Consider the following 2,353-nt stretch of genomic DNA (forward strand, 5'->3'; position numbering starts at 1 on the left):
GTCTGGTGCACCCAGCGCTCGGGCTTCACGCCGAGCACGCGGTAGAGCGTGCCGTAGCTGCCGCCCTCGGGCCGCACGACGAAGCCGGAGTCGTCGACGGCCTTGGGCCGCATCACGATGCGCGGGGCCTCGGGGGCGGATGCCGCGGCGGCGCGGGCCTCGTCGACGAGCTCGCCGAGCGCGTACCCGAGCTGTCGCAGGCCCTCGTGGCTCACGGTCGAGATCTCGAAGACGCGGTAGCCGCGCCCCTCGAGCTCGGGACGCACGAACTCCGCGAGCTCGCGGGCCTCGGGCACGTCGACCTTGTTCAGCGCGATGAGCTGGGGCCGATCGAGCAGGGGCACCTGGCCCTCGGGCACCGGGTAGGCGGCCAGTTCGGCGAGGATGATCTCGAGGTCGCTGAGCGGGTCGCGACCGGGCTCGAGCGTGGCGCAGTCGATGACGTGCAGGAGCGCCGAGCAACGCTCGACATGGCGGAGGAACTCGAGGCCGAGCCCCTTGCCCTCGCTCGCGCCCTCGATGAGGCCGGGCACGTCGGCGACGGTGAACCGGTGGTCACCGGCCTGGACGACGCCGAGGTTCGGATGCAGCGTGGTGAACGGGTAGTCGGCGATCTTCGGCCGCGCCGCGGAGAGCGCGGCGATGAGGCTCGACTTGCCGGCCGACGGGAAGCCGACGAGCGCGACATCCGCGATCGTCTTCAGCTCGAGCTTCACCTCGCCCTCGAACCCGGGCGTGCCGAGGAGCGCGAAGCCGGGCGCCTTGCGCTTGGTGCTCGCGAGCGCCGCGTTGCCGAGCCCGCCCTGYCCGCCGGGCGCCACGACGAAGCGCATGCCCGGCTCGGTGAGGTCGGCGAGCTCGCTGCCGTCGGGGTCCTTCACGACGGTGCCGACGGGCACCGGGAGCTCGAGGAGCTCGCCGGCCGCGCCCGAGCGGTTGTCGCCCATTCCGGGCTGGCCGTTGTCGGAGGAGCGGTGCGGGCGCCCGTGGTAGGCGAGGAGGGTCGTGACGTTCGGGTCGGCGACGAGCACGATGTCGCCGCCGTGCCCGCCGTTGCCGCCGTCGGGGCCCGCGAGGGGCTTGAACTTCTCCCGGCGTACCGAGACGCACCCGTTGCCGCCGTGGCCGGCGCGCACGAACAACGTCACCTGGTCGACGAAGCTGACCATGCCGCATCCCTCCTCACGGGGTGAAAACACGTGAGGGCGAGCCGAAGCCCGCCCTCACAAGACCTGTCGGTCGACTATTCGCCGGCCGCCACGATGTTGACGACCTTGCGGCCGCCCTTGTTGCCGAACTGCACAGCGCCCGCCTCGAGCGCGAAGAGCGTGTCGTCGCCGCCGCGACCCACGCCAGCACCCGGGTGGAAGTGCGTGCCGCGCTGGCGGACGAGGATCTCGCCCGCGCTGACGACCTGGCCGCCGAAGCGCTTCACGCCGAGGCGCTGGGCGTTCGAGTCACGACCGTTGCGAGTGGAGCTCGCTCCCTTTTTGTGTGCCATGTCTGTATCTCCTTGCGGGCCGCTGCTACTTGATGCCGGTGATCTTGACGCGCGTGAGCTCCTGACGGTGGCCCTGGCGCTTCTTGTAGCCGGTCTTGTTCTTGAACTTCTGGATCACGATCTTGGGGCCGCGAAGGTCGTTCAGGACCTCAGCCGTGACCGTGACCTTCGCGAGCGACTTGGCGTCGGAGGTGATCTTCTCGCCGTCGACGAGGAGGACCGGGATGAGCGAGACGTTGCCGTCCTTGTCAGCCTTGATGCGGTCCATCGTCACGATGGTGCCGACTTCGACCTTCTCCTGCCGACCGCCGGCGCGCACTACTGCGTAAACCACTACTCGTACCTATCTCTGGGGAACCCGGGGGTTCCGGCTGTCTGATGGGGTGTCACTGCGCGGGACCCCAGCGGGAAGGAGGGTCGTCACTGCCAGAAAACTGTGCGGGCACACCGGGATAAGCGGTGGCACCAACGGTCGAGTTTACCTGATGCCACAGGGTCGGTCAAACGCGCGTCCCCGGCGAGTCGCGCGAAGCGCCCGCGTAGGATCGGCGGCATGGCCGTGCTCATCGACACCCCGCTCTGGCCGAAGCACGGCACGATGTGGTCGCACCTCGTGAGCGATCGCTCGATCGAGGAGCTTCGCGCCTTCGCGGAGCGCCTGGGGCTGCCTCCGCGCGCGTTCGACCTCGACCACTACGACGTCCCCGTCGAGCGCTACGACGAGCTCGTCGCGGCCGGTGCGGAGCCGGTGGCCCCGCGGGAACTCGTGCGCCGGCTCGCGGCCAGCGGTCTCCGGGTCACGCCGCGCGAGCGACGCGCCCGGAGAACCGGCTCAGCGCTCGGCTGAGTCCG

At 70.4% G+C, this 2,353-nt stretch carries 4 protein-coding genes; 1 reads left to right on the top strand and 3 read right to left on the bottom strand.

Annotated features, from left to right (window positions below; genetic code table 11):
• The 3 genes from obgE to rplU form a co-directional block, all read right to left on the bottom strand.
• Window positions 1–1,169 (bottom strand): GTPase ObgE (gene obgE, locus AC1DY2_RS18715; RefSeq protein WP_476763781.1); only part of this gene is annotated, 1,169 nt, incomplete at its 3' end.
• A 74-nt stretch (window positions 1,170–1,243) separates the two neighbouring features.
• A complete protein-coding gene (rpmA, locus tag AC1DY2_RS18720; protein ID WP_130352862.1) occupies window positions 1,244–1,501 on the bottom strand; it encodes a 50S ribosomal protein L27 in 258 nt (85 codons plus the stop codon).
• Window positions 1,502–1,526: 25 nt separating this feature from the next.
• On the bottom strand, window positions 1,527–1,835 hold the full coding sequence (gene rplU, locus AC1DY2_RS18725) for a 50S ribosomal protein L21 (protein ID WP_159604957.1): 309 nt from the start codon (window positions 1,833–1,835) through the stop codon (window positions 1,527–1,529).
• 219 nt (window positions 1,836–2,054) lie between these two features.
• On the opposite strand from rplU, the gene AC1DY2_RS18730 reads away from it, so the two are divergent.
• Window positions 2,055–2,348: a DUF4031 domain-containing protein gene (locus AC1DY2_RS18730; protein WP_476763782.1), complete on the top strand. Its 294-nt coding sequence runs from the start codon at window positions 2,055–2,057 to the stop codon at window positions 2,346–2,348.
• Window positions 2,349–2,353 lie beyond the last annotated feature (5 nt).

It is taken from the genome of Agromyces sp. P1_H4 (assembly GCF_056405255.1).